This window comes from Mycobacterium sp. NGS39 (genome assembly GCF_059812765.1).
This window is the reverse complement of record NZ_JCALDH010000007.1, coordinates 60,986-81,210: the sequence shown is the minus strand read 5'-3', so window position 1 is coordinate 81,210 and position 20,225 is coordinate 60,986. Positions and strand designations below refer to the sequence as shown.

The following is a 20,225-nucleotide window of genomic DNA, read 5'->3' as shown; positions in this document are numbered from 1 at the left end:
CCCGTGGATGAGACTGAGCAGACCGCCTATCGGCCGCGCCGGACCTGTCTTTCCGTGCCGGGCAGCAGCGCCAAGATGATCGAGAAGGCCAGGGGCCTGAGCGCCGACGAGGTGTTCGTCGACCTGGAGGACGCCGTCGCGGTCGACGCCAAGGAACAAGCCCGCACGCAGGCGGCGATCGCGCTCTCAGAACCGGGGTGGAATGCGAAGCTGCTCGGGGTTCGCGTCAACGACTGGACGACGCCGTGGACGTACACCGACGTCATCGAGGTGGTGTCCACCGCTGGTGCCGCGCTGGACATCGTGGTGCTGCCGAAGGTCAGCGACGTGTCACACGTTCAGGCGCTCGATCTCCTGCTGACTCAGCTGGAGATGACGCACGGACTTCCGGTCGGCCGCATCGGCATCGAGGCGCAGATCGAGAACGCCCAGGGGCTGACGAACCTCGACGCGATCGCGGCCGGCCCGCGGATGCAGGCGCTGATTCTCGGACCCGCCGATTTGATCGCCAGCCTCAACATGCGCACGCAACAGGTGGGCGAGCAGCCGCCCGGCTACGACGGCGACGCGTACCACCACGTCCTGATGTCGATTTTGATCGCCGCCCGCACGCACGGGATCGCCGCGATCGACGGGCCGTACCTGAAGGTACGCGATGTGGACGGATTCCGAAGGGCCGCAGGAAGATCCGCGGCACTGGGCTATGACGGCAAGTGGGTGCTGCATCCCGACCAGATCGCGGCGGGCAACGAGATCTTCAGCCCGCGCCAGGACGAGTACGACCACGCCGAGCTGGTTCTGGAAGCCTACGAGTGGCACACCTCGGCGGCCGGGGGCGCGCGGGGCGCGGTGATGCTCGGCGACGAGATGCTCGACGAGGCCAGTCGCAAGATGGCGCTGGTGATCGCCGCGAAGGGTCGGGCCGCGGGCATGACCCGTCAAGGCGAACGGTTCCGGCCGCCGCGCTGAGGCTAGGTGTAGGACGAGGGGTCCGGGGACATCCCGACGAAAATCCAAAACGGTATGCCGAGCACCAGCGTGACGACGCCGACGATCACGGCCGCCAGCGCCATCCCGTGCCCGCTCTGGCCGGTGCGCGCCGTCTGACTCATCGCGACGACGCCCAGCACGATCCCGACAAGCGACGGAACGAAGCAGAAGCACAGCGGCACCCCGAGGCAGGCCGCCACGAGCGCACCGATCGCCATGCCGTTGGTGCCTTGCGGCCGCTGCATCGCGTACGGGTCGTAAGGGCTCGCGCCGTATCCCTGGTACGGCGGCGGAAAGGGCGGATAGCCGGGAGGCGGGCCGGGATACGGCGGCGGATATGGCGGCGGACCCGAAAACCCTTCCGTGGACGGGTATTCGAACGGACGGTCGGGATCATTGGGATCGTATGTCACGGCGGGCTCTCGGCGGACTATGAATGACCGAAGGCGAAGAGGCCGATGACGAGGATCGCGACAATGGCGAGCACAAGCGTCACGGCACCGACGATGATCCCGGCAAGCGCCATACCGCGGCCCTGTTCACCGGATTCCTTGATCTGGTTGATCGCGATGATGCCGAGCACGACGCCGACGATCGCGGCGATCACACCAAATATTCCGCACAGGAAAGCCAGAGGAATACCGATGATCGAGGCGACCAGCGAGCCGATCGCCAAGCCGTTGGTGTTCTGTTGGGGCGGATAGCCTCCCGGGTAGGGCGCGAGGGGATATCCGGGCATCGGCGGCGGCGGATAACCGCCCGGCGGCGGCGGATAACCGCCCGGCGGCGGGTATGACGGCGGCGGGTATGACGGCGGTGGATAGCCCGGCGGCCCATACGCCGGCGCAGGAGGCGGCGGATAGCTTGGCGGCGGCGACTGCGGCTGCTCGATGGGGGGCGGCTCGTATCCTCCCGAGGGAACGTCGTGCTCGCCGGGCCGCTGGCCCGGGTCGCCGGGTGTCGTCATGGCGATCAAAATAGCTTACGGGCTGGTGACGCGCGGACCTTCACCGACTTCGACGCCGGCCGGGCACAATCGAGCGGTGCACCGCACACACGTGAGGAGACAGGACCGATGACGAGCCCATTCCAGGGGCAAACGCCCAACACACCGGGACCGGGGCCCAAAGGGCCGGCGCTGCCGACCCCGCCGAAAGGTTGGCCGATCGGGTCGTATCCGACATATGCCGAAGCGCAGCGCGCGGTGGACTACCTTTCCGACCAACAGTTTCCGGTTCAGCAGGTCACGATCGTCGGCGTCGACCTGATGCAGGTGGAACGCGTCACCGGCCGGCTGACCTGGCCCAAGGTGCTCGGCGGCGGCGTCGTCACCGGGGCCTGGCTGGGTATTTTCATCGGCCTGGTGCTCGGGCTTTTCACCGGGACATTGCTGGTGCCACTGCTGTACGGGGTGGTCTCGGGCGTGGTCTTCGGGTTGATCACCTCAGCGGTTCCGTACGCAATGGCCCGCGGCACAAGGGATTTCAGCTCCACGATGCAACTCGTGGCCGGGCGCTACGACGTCCTGTGCGATCCGCAGAACGCCGAGAAGGCCCGAGATTTGCTGGCCCGCTTGACGTTATAGCCGCGCAGTTGCCGCTGTGCCGTTTCTCGGTGCAGGTCACGATTGCGCTGCAAGCGCCGCGAAGTGTTGGACATCGCGCGCGTCGGCCTTTACCGTTTGCGCGCGGGAAAGGAGGCGGCCGTGCGGGACAGGTGGCGCAGTGCACTGCGCCGGCTCTGTGCGGCGACGGCTGCCGCACTGACCGCGACGACCGTCGTGTCCGGGTGCACCACCGGCGCCCACGGCACCGTGATCACGTTCTACACGCCGGCCGGCGACGCGAACACATTCGCCGCGCTGGCCAAGAAGTGCACCGAGCAGTTCTCCGGACGCTTTCGCGTCCAGCAGATGAGCCTGCCCAAAGGTGCCGACGACCAGCGGCTGCAACTGGCCCGCCGACTCACCGGCAACGACACGACGCTCGACGTGATGGCGCTGGACGTGGTGTGGACGGCCGAATTCGCCGAGGCAGGCTGGGCGTTGCCGCTATCCGACGACCCGGCGGGCCAAGCGGAGGCCGACGCTCGGGCCGACACCCTGCCCGGCCCGCTCGAGACCGCCGAATGGAACGGCAAACTCTACGCCGCACCGATCTCGACGAACACCCAATTGCTCTGGTACCGAGCCGATTTGGTGTCCACACCTCCGACGGACTGGGATCAGATGGTGGCCGAGGCCACCCGCCTGCACAACGAGGGCAAGCCCAGCTGGATCGCGGTGCAGGGCAGGCAGTACGAGGGCCTGGTGGTGTGGTTCAACACGTTGCTGGAAAGCGCTGGGGGACAGGTACTTTCCGACGACGGCAAGACGGTCACGCTGACAGACACCCCGCAGCACCGAGCGGCGACCGTCCGGGCACTGCAGATCATCAAGAACGTCGCCACCGCGCCCGGAGCCGACCCGTCGATCACCCAGACCAACGAAGAGACCGCGCGGCTGGCGGTGGAGCAGGGCAAGGCAGCGCTGGAGGTGAACTGGCCGTTCGTGCTGCCGTCGATCATGGGCAACGCGATCAAGGGCGGGGTGTCGTTCCTGCCGCTCAACCAGCGCGGCGACCTCGCCGGCGCGATCAACGACGTCGGCGACTTCGACGCCGACGACAGTCAGTTCGCCACCGCCTACGACGCAACCAAGCAGGTGTTCGGCTTCGCGCCATACCCCGGCGTGCAGGCCGACCAGCCGGCCAAAGTGACTCTCGGCGGCCTGAACCTGGCCGTCGCCAAGACCACGCAACACCGCGCCGAGGCCTTCGAAGCGATCCGCTGCCTGCGCGACCTCGAGAACGAGAAGTACCTGTCGACGCAGGGCGGCCTGCCCGCGGTGCGGGCTTCGCTGTATGACGATCCGCAGTTCCAGCTGAAATATCCGGCCTACGAGATCATCCGGCGCCAGCTCACTGACGCCGCGGTGCGACCTGTGACGCCGAATTACCAGACCGTGTCGATGCGGATCTCCACGGCGCTCGCGCCGATCACCGAGATCGATCCTGAAAAGAGTGCGGACAAGCTGGCCGCCGAGGTGCAGAAGGCTATCGACGGCAAGGGACTGATCCCGTGACAGCCACGACCGCCCCGGCGCGCGGCGAACGTCGAGCGCAGCTGCGACTGGCCTATCTGCTGATCACCCCCGCGGTGCTGATGATGTTGGCGGTGGCGGCGTACCCGATCGGCTACGCGGTGTGGCTGTCGCTGCAGCGGATCAATCTGGCCACGCCCGCCGACCGTGCGTTTGTCGGGCTGGCCAACTATCAGACCGTGCTCACCGACCACTACTGGTGGACCGCATTGGCGGTGACATCGGCGATCACGGTGGTCTCGGTGACCGTCGAGCTGATCCTCGGCCTTGCGCTGGCGCTGGTGATGCACCGCACGATCTACGGCAAAGGCGTGGTGCGCACCGCTGTGCTGATCCCGTACGGGATCGTGACCGTCGCCGCGTCGTACAGCTGGTACTACGCGTGGACGCCGGGCACCGGCTACCTGGCGAACCTGCTCCCACAAGGCAGTGCCCCACTGACACAGCAGATTCCGTCGCTGGCCATCATCGTGCTCGCCGAGGTGTGGAAGACCACCCCGTTCATGGCTCTGCTGCTGCTGGCCGGCCTGGCACTTGTGCCCGACGAGCTGATGCGGGCCGCCCAGGTGGACGGCGCGGGCGCATGGAAGCGGCTGGTGAAGATCACGCTGCCGCTGATCAAGCCGGCCGTGCTGGTGGCCTTGCTGTTTCGCACGCTGGACGCGTTCCGGATCTTCGACAACATCTACATCCTGACCGCCGGCGCCAACAACACCGGTTCGGTGTCGATCCTTGGCTACGACAACCTGTTCAAGGCCTTCAACCTCGGGCTCGGTTCGGCGATCAGCGTGCTGATCTTCGCGTGCGTGGCGCTGATCGCGTTCGTCTTCGTCAAGCTGTTCGGGACGTCGGCACCCGGAGCGGACGACAGAGAGACCTGATGGCCGAACGGGTGAGCGCTGGGCGCAAAGCGTGGTGGGTGATTGTCGACGTGCTCGTGGTGGTCTACGCGCTGTTTCCGGTGCTGTGGATCCTCTCGCTGTCGCTCAAGCCGACCTCGACGGTCAAGGACGGCAAGCTGATCCCGTCGCAGATCACCTTCGACAACTACCGCGGCATCTTCCGCGGCGACCTGTTCGGCCCGGCGCTGCGCAATTCGGTGGGCATCGGGCTGATCACCACGGTCATCGCGGTCGTCATCGGCGCGATGGCCGCGTATGCGGTTGCGCGCCTTGACTTCCCGGGCAAGAGGCTGCTCGTCGGCGTCGCGCTGCTGATCGCGATGTTCCCCCAGATATCGCTGGTGTCACCGCTGTTCGACATCTCCCGCGCACTTGGGCTGTTCAACACCTGGCCAGGGCTGATCATCCCGTACATCACGTTTGCGCTGCCGCTGGCCATCTACACGCTGTCGGCGTTCTTCCGCGAGATCCCGTGGGACTTGGAGAAGGCCGCCAAGATGGACGGCGCCACTCCGTTCCAGGCCTTCCGTAAGGTGATCGTTCCGCTGGCGGCGCCCGGTGTGGTCACCGCGGCGATCCTGGTCTTCATCTTCGCGTGGAACGATCTGCTGCTGGCGATTTCGTTGACGGCCACCACCGCGTCGCTCACCGCGCCGGTGGCGATCGCGAACTTCCCGGGCAGTTCGCAGTTCGTCGAGCCCACCGGATCCATCGCCGCCGGCGCGATCGTGATCACGGTGCCGATCATCGTTTTTGTTCTAGTCTTCCAGCGACGGATCGTCGCCGGGCTGACGTCCGGCGCAGTGAAGGGATAGCCGATGGCCGAGATCGTGCTGGACAGGGTGACCAAGAGTTACCCCGACGGCACCACCGCCGTCTCCGAGCTGTCCCTCGAGATCGCCGACGGCGAGTTCATCATCCTGGTCGGTCCGTCGGGCTGCGGCAAGTCCACGACGCTGAACATGATCGCCGGCCTCGAGGAGATCACGTCGGGGGAGTTGCGCATCGACGGGCAGCGGGTCAACGAGAAGGCGCCCAAAGACCGCGACATCGCGATGGTGTTCCAGTCGTATGCGCTGTATCCGCATATGACCGTGCGTCAAAACATCGCTTTCCCTTTGACATTGGCGAAGATGAAGAAGGCCGAGATCGCCCAGAAGGTCGAGGAGACCGCCAAAATCCTCGACCTGACCGAGCTGTTGGACCGCAAGCCCGCCAGCCTGTCCGGCGGTCAGCGGCAGCGTGTGGCGATGGGACGTGCGATCGTCCGCAACCCCAAGGCTTTTCTGATGGACGAGCCGTTGAGCAACCTCGACGCCAAGCTGCGCGTGCAGATGCGCAGTGAAATCGCCCGCCTGCAGCACCGCCTCGGCACTACCACGGTCTACGTCACCCATGACCAGACGGAGGCGATGACGCTGGGTGACCGCGTCGTGGTGATGCGCGCCGGAGTGGCCCAACAGGTCGGGAGTCCGCAGGAGCTCTACGACAAACCGGCCAACTTGTTCGTCGCCGGATTCATCGGTTCACCGTCGATGAACTTCTTTCCTGCGCAGCTTACCGATGTCGGGGTCCGCCTGCCGTTCGGTGAGATCACGCTCATGCCTGAGGTACTCGACGTCGTTGCCAAACACCCCTCGCCCGACAACGTCATCGTCGGTGTGCGGCCGGAGCACCTCGACGACGCTGCGCTGATCGACACGTTCCAGCGGCTGCGCGCGCTGGTATTCGAAGCCGACGTCGAAATCGTCGAGTCGTTGGGCTCGGAGAAGGTGGTGCACTTCTCCACCGACGGCGCCTCGGCCCAATCGGCTCAGCTGGCCGAACTGGCCGCCGACTCCGGGGTAGGCCAAAACGATTTCGTCGCAAGGCTTTCCGCCGAATCGGCCGCCGCGGCCGGTCAGCGCATCGAGTTGGCGTTCGACATCACCAAGCTGGTGATCTTCGACGCCGACTCGGGGGTGAACCTGACGATTCCGCCCGCTTCCGGGTGACCGACGTGCGCGCGCACCTGCAGGCGCACTTCGCTGCCGGTGAGCCGGACACCGCGAGCGTCACATTCGTCGGCGTCGCACCGATCGACGTGCTGCGGTTCGGTCCTGACGTCGACGGGGTGGTGCACCACGTGTCGGTCGCGCGCGACGCGGCCGCGCAGGTGGTGGTCAGCCTGAGGACCGCCACCCCGCTGCCCGGCTTGGCGCGCAGCGTCGCGGTGCTGGCCGCGGCGCCGACCGTGGAGGGATTGGTGCTGACGGCCGACGCGCTCGTCGACCTGGGCCACCCGCTGTGGCAGGGTGGCCCGTTCACGGCAGTCCTGTTGGGCCACAGCACTATTGAGCCGTTCGATGCGGTGGAGTTCTTCAGCGCGATCCCGGTCACCGCCAACGAGGCAGCGTGGGTGCGGCTGAAAGGGCCCGCGGCGATGCGCGAGGCGTGGCGCGAGGACGGCGTCGATGTGCTCGACCCGAATCGGCCTGCCGCCCAGCCCCGTTGACGCCGCTACAGCCACTCGTTGTTGCGGAAGATGCGATACAGCGTCAAGCAGACCACCAGCATCAACCCGAGCACTGCGGGATAGCCCCACACCAAATGGGTTTCGGGCATGTGGTCGAAGTTCATCCCGTAGATGCCGGCCAACGCGGTCGGCACTGCGGCGATGGCCACCCAGGCCGAGATCTTGCGCATGTCGACGTTCTGCTGCATCGCGACCTTGCCGAGCGCTGCCTGCACCAGCGAGGACAACATCTCGTCGTAGCTGACGATCCGGTCGGACGCCGCGATGTTGTGGTCCAGTACGTCGCGCATGTAGCGGCGCACCTCGATCGAGACCAGATCGTCGTTTTCGGCCAGCCGCTGCAGCGCCAACGTCAGCGGGCTGACTGACCGGCGCAGCTCGGCGACCTCACGCTTGAGCAGGTAGATGGCTTCGATGTTGGTGCGCTTGCGCGGCGAGAAGATGTCCAATTCCATTGCGTCGACGTCGACTTCGATCATGTCGGTGACTTCCAGGTAGTGGTCCACCACATGGTCGGCGATCGCGTGCATCACCGCGTACGGGCCCAGGTTGAGCATCGCAGGCGAAGTCTCCAGCCGCTTGCGCACGCCCGCAAGGCCGCTGAAGTCGCCGTGGCGGACGGTGACGACGAAGTCGCGACCGACAAAGATCATGATCTCGCCGGTCTCGACCACCTCACGCGCCTTGGCCATGGACTCGTGCTCGACGTACTTGACGGTCTTGAGCACCATGAACAGCGTCTCGTCGTAGCGCTCCAGCTTGGGCCGCTGGTGTGCGTGCACCGCGTCCTCCACGGCCAGCTCGTGCAGGCCGAAAACATCAGCGACCGTCTGCATCTGGCGCTCGTCGGGTTCGTGCAATCCGATCCACACGAACGCCTCGTTGCCCGCACGTTCCAGCTCGTGCACCTTGTCCAGCGCCGCAGCGTGGGTGTACTTGCCGGGCAGGCGCTTGCCGTCCATGTAGACGCCGCAGTCCACCATCGCGTGCGCGACGGGAACATGGATGGAGCTGGGGTCGGCGGTCTTGCCGCGCACGGCCGGTCGCAGCGACGGCGGCAACGAGGGGAACGATGGCATCGGGACCGTACCTCCCGTCGCAACGCATGTGCAGCGACGACCAATGTTACGCGCGGCAGGGTCGGCGCCGGTGAACTGACGGTACGCCTCGCCTACTGGTGCCCGGCGCCTTTTCGAGGTGCGCTAGTTTCGTCGGCGAACCCATCGGAGACGAGGAGCAACCTGACGTGAGCACAACTCCCCTCAAGGTCGCCGTCACCGGCGCCGCCGGCCAGATCGGCTACAGCCTGCTGTTCCGCCTGGCGAGCGGCTCGTTGCTGGGGCCGGACCGCCAGATCGAGCTGCGGCTGCTCGAGATCGAGCCCGCGCTGAAGGCACTCGAAGGTGTGGTGATGGAGCTCGACGACTGCGCGTTCCCGCTCTTGGCCGGCGTCGAGATCGGTGCCGACCCGAACAAGATCTTCGACGGCGCCAACCTGGCCCTGCTCGTCGGCGCCCGTCCGCGCGGGCCGGGCATGGAGCGCAGTGACCTGTTGGAGGCCAACGGCGCGATCTTCACCGCACAAGGCAAGGCGCTCAACGAGGTTGCGGCCGACGATGTCCGCGTCTTGATCACTGGCAACCCGGCCAACACCAACGCGCTGATCGCGATGAGCAATGCACCCGACATCCCGCGCGAGCGCTTCTCTGCGCTCACCCGCCTGGACCACAACCGCGCGATATCCCAGCTGGCCAAGAAGACCGGCGCGAAAGTCACCGACATCAAGAAGATGACAATCTGGGGCAACCACTCGGCCACCCAGTACCCGGACATCTTCCACGCCGAGATCGGCGGCAAGAATGCCGCCGAAGTGGTCAACGACCAGGACTGGATCGAAAACGACTTCATCCCCACCGTCGCCAAGCGTGGCGCTGCGATCATCGACGCACGCGGCGCCTCGTCCGCAGCGTCGGCCGCGTCGGCGACCGTCGACGCCGCGCGCGACTGGCTGCTGGGCTCGCCAGAGGGTGACTGGGTGTCGATGGCGGTGGTGTCCGACGGCAGCTACGACGTGCCGGAAGGCCTGATCTCGTCGTTCCCCGTCACCACCAAGGACGGCAACTGGACGATCGTGAGCGGCCTGGAGATCAACGACTTCTCCCGCTCCCGGATCGACAAGTCGACCGCCGAGCTCGCCGACGAGCGCAAGGCCGTCACCGAGCTCGGGCTGATCTAGAGGATCGGCCTGCCGCCGGTCACCGCGATCCGCGCGCCGGAGATGTAGCTGCCCTCGTCGGAGGCCAGCAGCACGTACACCGGCGCCAGCTCGGCGGGCTGACCGGCCCGCCCGAGCGGGGTGTCGTCGCCGAAGTTCCTGACCTTCTCCGGCGGCATCGTCGCCGGGATCAACGGGGTCCAAATCGGTCCTGGCGCAACGCTGTTCACGCGAATTCCCCTGTCGCCCAACAGCTGCGCGAGGCTGGCCGACAGGTTGGCGATCGCCGCCTTGGTGGCGGCATACGGCGCCAGCGTGGGGGAGGGCATGTCGGAGTTGACCGACGAGCTGCCGATGATCGACGAGCCGGGCGGCATGTGCGGCAGCGCCGCCTTGACGAGATAGAAGTACGCGCCGACGTTGAGCCTGAACGTGTAGTCCCACTCCTCGTCGGAGATCTCGTCGAGGCTCTGGTGGGTCATCTGGAAGGCCGCGTTGTTGACCAGCACGTCGATGCTGCCGAATTCGTCGACGGCACGCTGGATCACCGCGCGGCAGTGCTCGGGGTTGGACAGGTCGCCGTCGACCAGCACGCATTTGCGCCCGGCCTCCTCGACGAGGCGCGCGACGTCGCGGGCGTCGTCGTGCTCGTTGAGGTAGGCGATCAGCACGTCGGCGCCTTCGCGGGCGAACGCGATCGCAACCGCGCGGCCGATGCCGCTGTCCCCGCCGGTGATCACCGCCTTCTTGCCGCTCAGCTTGCCCGACCCGCGGTAGCTCTGCTCGCCGCAGTCGGGTACCGGATCCATCTGCGCTTGACTGCCGGGAACCTGTTGCTGTTGTTCGGGGAAACCCATGGCGCACGGATAGCCGATCCGGCGCCGTGAAAACCTGCGGGCAGCGGTTCAGTACGCTAGACCCCCGTGTCCGAAAAGCCCCCCGCCAACGAAAACTCGCCAATCGTCATCGGAGATGACGAGATCTTCGAAGCGCATGTGGGAGGCAAGCTTTCCGTGGAGCTGAAGGCCCCGCTCGACACGCAGCGGGCGCTGTCGATCGCCTACACCCCCGGAGTTGCACAGGTCAGCCGTGCGATCGCGGCCGACCACACGCTGGCCGCCCGCTACACCTGGGCGCACCGGCTGGTGGCCGTGGTCAGCGACGGCAGCGCAGTGCTGGGCCTGGGCGACATCGGCGCGGCTGCGTCGCTGCCGGTGATGGAAGGCAAGAGCGCGCTGTTCAAGGCGTTCGGCGGGCTGGACTCGATCCCGATCGTGCTGGACACCAAGGATCCCGACGAGATCGTCGAAACCCTGGTGCGGCTGCGCCCCACGTTCGGCGCCGTCAGCCTCGAAGACATCTCGGCGCCCCGCTGCTTCGAGATCGAGCGGCGCGTCGTCGAAGCGCTGGACTGCCCGGTCATGCACGACGACCAGCACGGCACCGCGATCGTGGTGCTGGCGGCGCTCAAGGGTGCCACCACACTGCTCGACCGCGACATGACGTCGCTGCGCGTGGTGATCTCCGGTGCCGGCGCTGCGGGCGTCGCCTGTGCGAATCTTCTTCTCGCAAGCGGAGTTTCGGACATCATCGTGCTCGACTCGCAAGGCATAGTCCATCCCAGCCGCGGCGACATGAACAGCGTCAAGGCTGAGTTGGCGCAACGCACCAACCCGGCCGGACGCACCGGCGGCATGGTGGAGGCGCTCGATAAGGCCGACGTGTTCATCGGGGTGTCGGCAGGTGTGGTGCCCGAGGAGCTGATCGCCACGATGGCTCCCGAGGGAATTGTGTTCGCGCTGTCCAATCCGGACCCGGAGATTCATCCGGATGTGGCCGCCAAGCACGCAGCGGTGGTGGCCACCGGCCGCAGCGACTTCCCCAACCAGATCAACAACGTGCTCGCGTTCCCCGGTGTGTTCCGCGGAGCCTTGGACGCCGGTGCGCCCAGGATCACCCAGAAGATGATGGTGGCCGCCGCCGAGGCGATCTTCTCGGTGGTGGCCGACGATCTCGCGCCGGATCGGATCGTGCCCAGTCCGCTGGATTCGCGCGTGGCGCCAGCGGTGTCGGCGGCGGTGGCCGCCGCGGCAGAAGCCTCAGCAGACGTCTCGGGTGGCTAACCGCCTGCTCGGTGTGTTGCTGGCCGCGGTGTTGCTGCTGGCCGGCTGCGGCGAGCGGCCCGCGACTCGTGACGTGGTGGTCGGCGCCGGAACCGACGCCCGATCGGCGGTGCTCGCGGAGTTGTACGCGGCGGCGATGCGGTCCTACGGCTCGGCGGCGAGGGTGGCACGCATGCCCGACCCGGTGGGCGCCCTCGAGAGCGGTGACGTGGACGTGGTGCCGGGGTTCACCGGCCAGCTGCTGCAACGGTTCGCCCCGGGGACCGTGGCGATCTCCGACAAAAGCGTCTACACCGCGCTGGTGTCGGCGCTGCCCGAAGGGGTGGCGGCCGGTGACTATGCCACCGCGGCGCAGGACAAGCCGGCGCTGGCGGTGACGACGAAGACCGCCGACGCGTGGGGCGGCCGGGATCTGAGCGCGGCGGTCCGCCACTGTGCGCAGGTGACGACGGGTGCGCGGGCCGGTGCGCGGCCACCGGCGAAGCTTGGCAGTTGCACCCTTGCGCCGCCTCGCGAATTCCCAACGGCCGCAGCACTTTTCGATGCGCTCAGCGCGGGCCGGCTCACCGCGGCGTGGACTACCAGCGCTGCGCCCGACCTTCCCGTCGACGTCGTGCTGCTGGCGGACCGCTCGCCCCCGATGATCCAGGCCGAAAACGTGGTGCCGCTGTACCTCCGCAACAAGCTGACCGAGCAGGAAGTGCTTGCCGTCAACGGGATCGCCGGTGAATTCGACACCACCGCGCTGGCCGACATGCGCCGCCAGGTCGACCAGGGGGCCGACCCGCGACAGGTCGCCGAGGCGTGGCTGGCCGCGCACCCGCTAGGTCGATGACCCGTACCGCGGCTTGGTCGGAATTGCGCGCGCGGTGACAGCGGCGAACAGCCGCTGGTAACCCGAGCCGGTCAGCCGCACGATCACGTCGAGCACCTTTGCGTCCGGGCCCACCAGGACGCGGGCCTTGTTCTTGCGCACCCCGTCGAGGATGACGCGTGCCGCCTTCTCGGGTGTGGTGTTGGCCAGCCTGGTGTCGAACCGGTGTGCCAGGTCGGCGATGTCGATGCCTTCGGCGGCGGTCATGTTGCGCGCGATCGCGGTCTTGATTCCGCCGGGGTGCACGGTGGTGACCTTCACCGGATGCTTGGCCAGAATCATCTCCTGGCGCAGCGCCTCGGTGAAGCCGCGCACCGCGAATTTGGCCGAGTTGTAGGCGGCTTGCCCGGGCACCGAGAACAACCCGAAGATGCTCGAGACGTTGACGACGTGTCCGTCGCCGGAGGCTATCAGGTGGGGCAGAAATGCCTTCGTGCCGTTGACCACGCCCCAGAAGTCCACGTCCATCACGCGTTCGATGTCTTTGAATCCGCTGACCTCGATGTCGCCGGTGAACGCGATGCCGGCGTTGTTGTAGATCTGGTTGACCGTGCCGTAGTGGTCGTTGACGGCGTCGGCGTAGGCGAGCACGGCTTCGCGCTCGGTGACGTCGAGGCGGTCGGCCTTCACCGGTGCGCCGATGGCCTTGATCCGCTCCTCAGTGGCGGCCAGGCCCTCGAGGTCGACGTCACTGATGGCCAGCTTGGCGCCCGAACGCGCCAGTTCGACGGCCAGCGCCTGGCCGATGCCGGAGCCCGCCCCGGTGATTGAAACGACTTTTCCGGCGAACCCGTCCACTGAGCTCCTTACCGTCTTGCGCGAGCGTGCGTGTCGTGTCAGCGACACGCCGATGTCGCTGACACTCTACGCACGCTCGCCAGGTGCGTGGACGGTCGGGCAATTCGGTAACGCCCACCCGTCCGGTTACGATGCCCCAATCATGAAGCGCACTTTTGCTGCGGCCGTCGGGTCGCTGATTGTTTCCGGCGGACTCGCGGCCGCGGCGACCGGGGTGGCCGCCCCGGCGCAGGCCGACCCCGACAGCGACGCGTTCATCAGGAACCTCGCAGACGCCGGCCTGGGCAACGTCGACCCGGCATACGCGGCGCAGCTGGGTCAGCAGGTCTGCCCCATGCTGGCCGAAAGTGGCCAGAACACGGCGGACGTCGCGTCCAAGGTCGCCGACGCGGGTGGCATGTCGATGGGGCCCGCCACCATGTTCACCGGGATCGCGATCTCGCTGTGGTGCCCGGGAGCGATCGCGCGGATCGGCAACGGGCAGATCGACGGCCTGCCGGGCATCGACACCCTGCCGGCCCTCAACAGCCTCAACAGCATTCTCGCCCGCTAGGCGAACGCCTCGTCGAGAATCTCCTGCTGCTCGACCGCGTGCACTTTCGCCGAACCCGATGACGGCGCGGACATGGCCCGTCGCGAAATCCGTTTGATCCCTTGCAGTTCGGGCACCAGCTCGGGCAACGTCAAACCGAAGGTCGGCCAGGCACCCTGGTTCGCCGGCTCCTCCTGCACCCAGAAGTATTCCTCGACGTTCGGGTATTGCTCGAGCGTGTTCGGCAGCCGGTAGCGCGGGATCGGGTACAGCTGCTCGACGCGCACGATCCCCACGTCCTCGCGCTTCTCCTTGGCTTTGCGCTGCGCCAGCTCGTAGTACAGCTTGCCGCTGACCAGAAGCATCCTCTTGACCTTGCTGCGGTCGCCGTCGCCCACGTCGTACATCGGTTCCTCGAGCACCGAGCGGAACTTCATCTCGGTGAACTCACGCAGCTCGCTGACCGCGGCCTTGTTGCGCAGCATCGACTTCGGCGTGAACACGATCAGCGGCCGGTGGATGCCGTCGAGTGCATGCCGGCGCAGCAGGTGGAAGTAGTTCGCGGGCGTCGACGGCTGCGCGACCGTCATCGAGCCCTCCGCGCACACCTGAAGGAACCGCTCGATGCGCCCGGAGGTGTGGTCGGGCCCTTGCCCCTCGTGGCCGTGCGGCAGCAGCAGCACCACGTCGGACGTCTGGCCCCACTTGGCCTCGCCGGAGCTGATGAACTCGTCGATGATCGACTGGGCGCCGTTGATGAAGTCGCCGAACTGCGCCTCCCACAGCACCAGCGCGTCCGGGTTGCCCAGCGAGTAGCCGTATTCGAAGCCGACGGCCGCGAACTCCGACAGCGGAGAGTCGTACACCATGAACTTGCCGCCCGTGGGGTTGCCGTCCTCGTCGGCGGCCAGCAGCTGAAGAGGTGTGAACTCTTTGCCGGTCTTGCGGTCGATGATCACCGAGTGACGCTGGCTGAACGTACCGCGGCGGCTGTCCTGGCCCGTCAGCCGCACGGTGCGGCCCTCGGCCACCAGCGAACCAAGCGCGAGCAGCTCGGCGAACGCCCAGTCGATCTTGCCGTTGTAGGCCATCTCGCGGCGCTTCTCCAGGCCGGGCTTCACGCGCGGGTGAACGGTGAACCCGTCGGGGAAGGACAGGTGCGCGTCGCCGATGCGGGCCAGCAGTGACTTCTCGACGGCCGTGGCCAGCCCGCGCGGCAGCTGCTGTTCGGCTTCCACCGACTCGCTCGGCTCGATCTCGTGTTTCTCGAGTTCGCGCACTTCGTTGAAGACCTGTTCCAGCTGGCCCTGGTAGTCACGCAGCGCGTCCTCGGCCTCTTTGATCGAGATGTCGCCGCGACCGATCAGCGCCTCGGTGTAGGTCTTGCGGACGCCGCGCTTGGTGTCGATCACGTCGTACATCGCCGGCTGCGTCATCGACGGGTCGTCGCCCTCGTTGTGCCCGCGGCGGCGGTAGCAGATCATGTCGATGACGACGTCTTTTTTGAACTTCTGCCGGAAGTCGACCGCCAGCCGCGCCACCCACACGCAGGCTTCCGGGTCGTCGCCGTTGACGTGGAAGATCGGCGCGCCGATCATCTTCGCCACGTCGGTGCAGTACTCAGACGACTTCGCGTCGGAAGGCGATGTGGTGAAACCGATTTGGTTGTTGACGACGATGTGGATCGTGCCGCCGGTGCGATAGCCGCGCAGCAGCGCCAGGTTCAGCGTCTCGGCCACCACGCCCTGCCCGGCGAACGCGGCATCGCCGTGCAGCATCAGCGGCAGCACGGTGAACCCGTCGTCGCCGTCACCTTTGTCCAGCAGATCCTGTTTGGCCCGCACCAGGCCCTCGAGCACCGGGTCGACGGCTTCCAGGTGCGAGGGGTTGGCGGTCAGCGACACCTTGATGTCGTTGTCGCCGAACATCTGGATGAACTTGCCTTCGGCGCCGAGGTGATATTTCACGTCGCCGGAGCCGTGCGCCTGCGACGGGTTCAGGTTGCCTTCGAACTCGGAGAAGATCTGGCTGTACGGCTTGCCGACGATGTTGGCCAGCACGTTGAGCCGGCCGCGGTGGGGCATGCCGATCACCACTTCGTCGAGCCCGTGCTCGGCGGACTGGTCGATCACCGCATCCATCGCCGGGATGACGGTCTCGGCGCCCTCGAGCGAAAACCGTTTCTGCCCAACGTATTTCGTCTGCAGGAAGGTCTCGAACGCCTCGGCGGCGTTGAGCTTGCTCAGGATGTACTTCTGCTGGGCGACGGTGGGTTTCTCGTGCTTGACCTCGATGCGCTCCTGCAGCCACTTCTGCTGCTCGGGCTCGAGGATGTGGGTGTACTCGACGCCGATGTGGCGGCAGTACGCGTCGCGCAGCAGGCCGAGCACGTCGCGCAGCTTCTTGTATTCCGCGCCGCCGAACCCGCCCACCTTGAACACGCGGTCGAGGTCCCACAGCGTCAGCCCGTGGGTCGCGATGTCGAGGTCGGGATGGCTGCGGAACCGGGTCTTGTCCAGGCGCAGCGGGTCGATGTCGGCCATCAGATGGCCGCGGTTGCGGTACGCCGCGATCAGTTCGATGACGCGAGCGTTCTTGTCTTGGATCGAGTCGGGGTTGTCGGTACGCCAGCGGACCGGCTCGTAGGGGATGCCCAGCTCGTGGAAGATGTCGTCCCAGAAGTCGTCGGAGAGCAGCAGCTGGTGCACCGTGCGCAGGAAGTCGCCGGATTCCGCGCCCTGGATGATGCGGTGGTCGTAGGTCGACGTCAGCGTCACCAGCTTGCCGACGCCCAGGTCGGCGATGCGTTCTTCGCTGGCGCCCTGGAACTCGGCGGGGTACTCCATGGCGCCGACGCCGATGATGGCACCTTGCCCGCGCATCAGCCGCGGCACGGAATGCACGGTGCCGATGGTGCCGGGGTTGGTCAGCGAGATCGTCACCCCGCTGAAGTCCTCGGCGGTGAGCTTGCCGTCGCGGGCCCGCCGGACGATGTCCTCATAGGCGGCGATGAACTGGCCGAACCGCATGGTCTCGGCCTTCTTGATCCCGGCGACCACCAACTGGCGGCTGCCGTCTTTGCCTTGCAGGTCGATCGCGAGGCCCAGATTGGTGTGGGCCGGCGTGATCACAGTCGGCTTGCCGTCCACCTCGGCGTAGTGCCGGTTCATGTTCGGGAACTTCTTGACCGCAGCCACGATCGCGAACCCGAGGACATGGGTGAACGAGATCTTGCCGCCGCGCGTGCGCTTGAGGTGGTTGTTGATGACGATCCGGTTGTCGATCATCAGCTTGGCCGGGACCGCTCGCACGCTGGTGGCGGTCGGCACGTCCAGCGACGCCGCCATGTTCTTGGCCACCGCCGCCGCGGCGCCACGGATCACCTGCACCTCGTCGTCGGGCGCCACGCTGACTGCGGGCGCCTTGGCCGGCTTGGACTCCTTCTTCGGCTCCGGCTTGCTCTTGGGTTCAGCGTCTTTCGGTTCGGCGGATACGGTCTTAGCCTGGCCGTCGGCTGCCGGCTTCTCGGCGGACTGCTGCTGCTTCTGCGGCGCGCTGTCGGTCTGCTGACCGTTGCCCGTCGGTTCGGGTGAGTAGTCGACCAGGAAATCGTGCCAACTCGGGTCAACCGACGAGGGGTCGTCGCGGAACTTGCGGTACATCTCTTCGACGAGCCACTCGTTCTGACCGAATGGCGAAGGTGAACTGCTCACAGCGGCTGCTCGCCTCGATTCCTCTGTCCGGGAAGCGTCCTGGAGGGCGCCTGCCCACCTCTGCTACTGGCGACGGACACTGCTGTTTCCGCCTCGGTAAAGGCTAACCCGTTGGTCTTCGCAGCGACCACGTGCGCGGTATTCCCGGCGTCGCCGTTTCTAACAGTACGCCCGTTCTGGGAGAGGTGCGCGGCCTACGACGACGCGGTGGCCGACGGCAGCACGTGCAGCGCTACGGGCCAGCGGGCCGGTGCAGGCCCAAAAGCCTTGCGCGCGTTGGCAATGATCTTCTTGGCCATCATCCGGTTACCGCCGCCGCCGATCGCGGCGCCGATGCCCATCGGCAACATCTTGCCGACGGCCATCACACCCCGCTTGAGGGTGTAGCGCTTCACGAAGTAGCGCAGCAGCCGATTGTTGAGTTGCGACACCACCGGCAACGGCAGCGACGCGGTGCCCTCGGCGAGCCAGCCGCCGTTGGTGCGGCCCGGACCGACCAGGTCGCGCACCGCGCGCTTACTGTCCTCACCGACCAGCACGGCCAGCACCAACGCTCGCCGGTGCTCACGCTGATCGGCCGGGATGCCGTGCACTTCGGCGACGGCCAGCACGAAAAGCGCGGTGGTTTCCAGGAACAGCACGGTCTCGCCGGCCACCGCGGACAGCGCAGCCACCGTGCCGATGCCGGGGAGGGCGGCCGCCGAGCCCACCGCCGCACCGCTGGCCATGGCCGCGGCCAGATAGCGCTTCTCGAGCTTGGTGACGATCTCGGCCGGTGAGGCATCGGGATGCTGTCGTCGCAGCCGCTGCACGTACGCCGTGACCGCCGGCGCCTGAACGCGCGCCCCGCGCTCGAGGATGTATGACAGCGCTTTGGCGCCCGCCCCGGCGTTGTCGTCGGTGGCGGAGTTCAGTTGCGCTGGAGGGCGCTGGCGTGCGGCGTTCATGAGGCCTCCTGGCGGATCGCGTCTTTCCAGGCTACCGGCGGGTGGGAAGAAAATACCGGCGTGCGGTGCTGGTCTGGGTCATGGCAACATCGCGGGCTGTGGGTGTGACGAGCGAGGGCGAGCTGACGACAGGACGTCCTGTAACTGCGAGCCGCACCCGGATGATCGTCGTGCTCGGTGCCCTGGTCGCGCTGGGTCCGTTGACGCTCGACCTCTATCTGCCGGCGCTGCCGAGGATCACCGAAGAGTTGGCGGTGTCCTCGTCGGTGACGCAGTTGACGTTGACGGGGACGCTGGCCGGGCTGGCGCTGGGCCAGCTGATCGTCGGACCCTTGTCGGACTCGCTGGGCAGGCGCCGGCCGCTGATGGCCGGGATCGTGCTGCACATGATCGCGTCGCTGGTCTGCCTGGCCGCCCCCGACATCGTGGTGCTGGGCAGCGCCAGAGTGCTCCAAGGCGTGGGCGCGTCGGCGGCGATGGTGGTCGCGATCGCCGTGGTCGGTGACCTGTTCGACGACTCGGCCGCCGCCACGGTGTTGTCGCGGCTGATGCTGGTGCTCGGTGTGGCGCCAGTCGTCGCGCCGTCACTGGGGGCGGCGGTGCTGCTGCATGCGTCGTGGCACTGGGTGTTCGCGGTGCTCGTGGTGCTGGCGGGTGGCCTGCTTGTGGTGGCCGCGCTGGCGTTGCCCGAAACGCTCCCGGTCGAGCGTCGCCGGCCGTTGCGGCTGGGTGCGGTCGGCGCCACGTACCTTGCGTTGTTGCGTGACCTGCGGTTCGTGGCGCTGGTGCTGGTCGCCGCGCTGGCGATGTCGGGGTTGTTCGCCTACATCTCGGGGGCCTCCTTCGTGCTGCAGGGTGGCTATGGGCTGACCCAGCAGGTGTTCGCGGTCGTGTTCGGTGCCGGAGCGATCTCGTTCATCACCGCATCGCAGATCAATGTCGTTCTGCTGAAACGGTTTTCGCCGCAGCGCATCGTCGTGTTCGCGTTGGGCTTCGGCGTGGTCGTCGGCGCCGCGTTCGTCGCGCTGGCGCTGTCTCGCGTCGGCGGGCTGGTCGCCTTCCTGGTCCCGGTGTGGCTGATCCTTGGCTCGATGGGCCTGGTGATTCCCAATGCGCCGGCGTTGGCCCTGTCCCGCCACCATGAGGCGGCGGGAACCGCGGCCGCGATGTTGGGCGCCGCACAGTTCGGCATCGGCGCAGCCGTCGCGCCGGTGGTGGGACTGCTGGGCAACGACGAGCGCGCGTTGGCGGCAGTGATGACGGCAGGCGTGGTGGTGGCGCTGGTCGCGTTGGTCACCGTGATCCGCAGCACCGAGAACGCCTCGGCCTAGCGGCCGCTGGGCACCGTCGCACGCGGTTACTCCGGCGGAGTACTTCGCGCCGGAATAGGGAATGATCTGCGCATGGCCGGTCATGTGACGTTGTGGGGCACCTCGGTGCCGGTGACGACGTGACCGCCGCTGAGCGCTGGGAGCGC

Annotated in this window: 19 protein-coding genes; 12 read left to right on the top strand and 7 right to left on the bottom strand. The window is 67.1% G+C overall.

Annotated features, from left to right (window positions below; all coding sequences use genetic code 11):
- Positions 1 to 3: 3 nt before the first annotated feature.
- Positions 4 to 969, top strand: a complete 966-nt coding sequence (locus AC5Y39_RS11535) for an HpcH/HpaI aldolase/citrate lyase family protein (RefSeq protein WP_500018749.1) — start codon at positions 4 to 6, stop codon at positions 967 to 969.
- Positions 970 to 971: 2 nt separating this feature from the next.
- Here AC5Y39_RS11535 and AC5Y39_RS11530 read toward each other — a convergent pair whose 3' ends face one another.
- Positions 972 to 1,403: a DUF4190 domain-containing protein gene (locus AC5Y39_RS11530; protein WP_500018751.1), complete on the bottom strand. Its 432-nt coding sequence runs from the start codon at positions 1,401 to 1,403 to the stop codon at positions 972 to 974.
- 17 nt (positions 1,404 to 1,420) lie between these two features.
- Positions 1,421 to 1,957 (bottom strand): DUF4190 domain-containing protein, encoded by a 537-nt coding sequence (locus tag AC5Y39_RS11525; RefSeq protein ID WP_500018753.1) that lies wholly within the window; start codon positions 1,955 to 1,957, stop codon positions 1,421 to 1,423.
- 108 nt (positions 1,958 to 2,065) lie between these two features.
- Between AC5Y39_RS11525 and AC5Y39_RS11520 the strand changes: the two genes are divergently transcribed.
- The 6 genes from AC5Y39_RS11520 (at position 2,066) to AC5Y39_RS11495 (ending at position 7,525) form a co-directional block, all read left to right on the top strand.
- Positions 2,066 to 2,575, top strand: coding sequence for a YflT domain-containing protein (locus AC5Y39_RS11520; protein ID WP_500018755.1), 510 nt, complete (start codon positions 2,066 to 2,068; stop codon positions 2,573 to 2,575).
- Positions 2,576 to 2,695: 120 nt separating this feature from the next.
- Positions 2,696 to 4,111, top strand: coding sequence for an ABC transporter substrate-binding protein (locus tag AC5Y39_RS11515; protein ID WP_500018758.1), 1,416 nt, complete (start codon positions 2,696 to 2,698; stop codon positions 4,109 to 4,111).
- On the top strand, positions 4,108 to 5,010 hold the full coding sequence (locus AC5Y39_RS11510; RefSeq protein ID WP_500018760.1) for a carbohydrate ABC transporter permease: 903 nt from the start codon (positions 4,108 to 4,110) through the stop codon (positions 5,008 to 5,010). Before AC5Y39_RS11515 ends, AC5Y39_RS11510 begins: the two co-directional genes overlap by 4 nt.
- On the top strand, positions 5,010 to 5,846 hold the full coding sequence (locus AC5Y39_RS11505) for a carbohydrate ABC transporter permease (RefSeq protein WP_500018763.1): 837 nt from the start codon (positions 5,010 to 5,012) through the stop codon (positions 5,844 to 5,846). The genes AC5Y39_RS11510 and AC5Y39_RS11505 overlap by 1 nt, the downstream gene beginning before the upstream one ends.
- Positions 5,847 to 5,849: 3 nt before the next feature.
- Positions 5,850 to 7,025 (top strand): ABC transporter ATP-binding protein, encoded by a 1,176-nt coding sequence (locus AC5Y39_RS11500; RefSeq protein WP_500018765.1) that lies wholly within the window; start codon positions 5,850 to 5,852, stop codon positions 7,023 to 7,025.
- Positions 7,026 to 7,030: 5 nt separating this feature from the next.
- Positions 7,031 to 7,525 (top strand): suppressor of fused domain protein, encoded by a 495-nt coding sequence (locus AC5Y39_RS11495; protein ID WP_500018767.1) that lies wholly within the window; start codon positions 7,031 to 7,033, stop codon positions 7,523 to 7,525.
- A 5-nt stretch (positions 7,526 to 7,530) separates the two neighbouring features.
- On the opposite strand, the gene corA is transcribed toward AC5Y39_RS11495, so the two are convergent.
- The gene (gene corA / locus AC5Y39_RS11490; protein WP_500018769.1) at positions 7,531 to 8,625 is read right to left on the bottom strand and encodes a magnesium/cobalt transporter CorA; all 1,095 of its coding nucleotides are present in this window, start codon (positions 8,623 to 8,625) and stop codon (positions 7,531 to 7,533) included.
- Between the two features lie 167 nt (positions 8,626 to 8,792).
- Between corA and AC5Y39_RS11485 the strand changes: the two genes are divergently transcribed.
- Positions 8,793 to 9,782: a malate dehydrogenase gene (locus tag AC5Y39_RS11485; protein WP_500018772.1), complete on the top strand. Its 990-nt coding sequence runs from the start codon at positions 8,793 to 8,795 to the stop codon at positions 9,780 to 9,782.
- Here AC5Y39_RS11485 and AC5Y39_RS11480 read toward each other — a convergent pair.
- Entirely contained in the window at positions 9,779 to 10,618 is an 840-nt protein-coding gene (locus tag AC5Y39_RS11480) for an SDR family oxidoreductase (RefSeq protein ID WP_500018775.1), read from the bottom strand. The genes AC5Y39_RS11485 and AC5Y39_RS11480 overlap by 4 nt on opposite strands.
- Before the next feature lie 66 nt (positions 10,619 to 10,684).
- Between AC5Y39_RS11480 and AC5Y39_RS11475 the strand changes: the two genes are divergently transcribed.
- Both AC5Y39_RS11475 and AC5Y39_RS11470 read left to right on the top strand, forming a co-directional pair.
- Positions 10,685 to 11,884, top strand: coding sequence for an NAD(P)-dependent malic enzyme (locus tag AC5Y39_RS11475; RefSeq protein WP_500018777.1), 1,200 nt, complete (start codon positions 10,685 to 10,687; stop codon positions 11,882 to 11,884).
- Complete coding sequence (locus AC5Y39_RS11470) at positions 11,877 to 12,719, top strand: glycine betaine ABC transporter substrate-binding protein (RefSeq protein ID WP_500018779.1); 843 nt, start codon at positions 11,877 to 11,879, stop codon at positions 12,717 to 12,719. Before AC5Y39_RS11475 ends, AC5Y39_RS11470 begins: the two co-directional genes overlap by 8 nt.
- Here AC5Y39_RS11470 and AC5Y39_RS11465 read toward each other — a convergent pair.
- The gene (locus AC5Y39_RS11465) at positions 12,708 to 13,556 is read right to left on the bottom strand and encodes an SDR family NAD(P)-dependent oxidoreductase (protein WP_500018781.1); all 849 of its coding nucleotides are present in this window, start codon (positions 13,554 to 13,556) and stop codon (positions 12,708 to 12,710) included. The two genes, AC5Y39_RS11470 and AC5Y39_RS11465, sit on opposite strands and share 12 nt — an antisense overlap.
- Before the next feature lie 142 nt (positions 13,557 to 13,698).
- On the opposite strand from AC5Y39_RS11465, the gene AC5Y39_RS11460 reads away from it, so the two are divergent.
- Positions 13,699 to 14,109, top strand: a complete 411-nt coding sequence (locus AC5Y39_RS11460; RefSeq protein WP_499912764.1) for a DUF732 domain-containing protein — start codon at positions 13,699 to 13,701, stop codon at positions 14,107 to 14,109.
- On the opposite strand, the gene AC5Y39_RS11455 is transcribed toward AC5Y39_RS11460, so the two are convergent.
- Together AC5Y39_RS11455 and AC5Y39_RS11450 are read right to left on the bottom strand one after the other, a co-directional pair.
- Positions 14,106 to 17,750, bottom strand: a complete 3,645-nt coding sequence (locus tag AC5Y39_RS11455; RefSeq protein ID WP_500018854.1) for a multifunctional oxoglutarate decarboxylase/oxoglutarate dehydrogenase thiamine pyrophosphate-binding subunit/dihydrolipoyllysine-residue succinyltransferase subunit — start codon at positions 17,748 to 17,750, stop codon at positions 14,106 to 14,108. The two genes, AC5Y39_RS11460 and AC5Y39_RS11455, sit on opposite strands and share 4 nt — an antisense overlap.
- A 245-nt stretch (positions 17,751 to 17,995) precedes the next feature.
- Entirely contained in the window at positions 17,996 to 18,748 is a 753-nt protein-coding gene (locus AC5Y39_RS11450) for a hypothetical protein (protein ID WP_500018783.1), read from the bottom strand.
- A gap of 80 nt (positions 18,749 to 18,828) precedes the next feature.
- On the opposite strand from AC5Y39_RS11450, the gene AC5Y39_RS11445 reads away from it, so the two are divergent.
- The gene (locus AC5Y39_RS11445) at positions 18,829 to 20,079 is read left to right on the top strand and encodes a multidrug effflux MFS transporter (RefSeq protein ID WP_500018785.1); all 1,251 of its coding nucleotides are present in this window, start codon (positions 18,829 to 18,831) and stop codon (positions 20,077 to 20,079) included.
- The last annotated feature ends 146 nt before the right edge of the window (positions 20,080 to 20,225 follow it).